Raw genomic sequence first — 328 nt, forward strand, 5'->3', positions numbered from 1 at the left:
ATACCGAAGGCTATACGCCGACGGCGGTTGGTGGTACGTTAACGCCGATTACGGATGAGGCGACTGGGAAGACGACTGGCTATACGTTGGTACCAAAAGATCCAACCCAGCCAGCAACGGTGACCTATACCGCGGATAGCGGTCAGAAGGTCATGGTTGAGTTCATTGGCCCTGATAACAAGCAGCTCCACGATCCTCAAGAAATCGACGGGGTTACTGGGGCCAAAATCGACTACAGTAAGGACATTACTGGCGCGGTAATCGATAAAGTCATTGCTGGTTATGTACTGACTGACGATCAGACGACTGAGCCTGAAAATCAGACGTA

The 328-nt window shown here is 51.2% G+C and carries 1 protein-coding gene; it reads left to right on the forward strand.

What is annotated here, in order from left to right:
- The coding region (locus FD02_RS11315) for a mucin-binding protein (RefSeq protein ID WP_420805087.1) at window positions 1-328 on the forward strand (328 nt) is incomplete at both ends.

This window comes from Lacticaseibacillus nasuensis JCM 17158 (assembly GCF_001434705.1).
In the GTDB taxonomy this organism is placed as follows: domain Bacteria; phylum Bacillota; class Bacilli; order Lactobacillales; family Lactobacillaceae; genus Lacticaseibacillus; species Lacticaseibacillus nasuensis.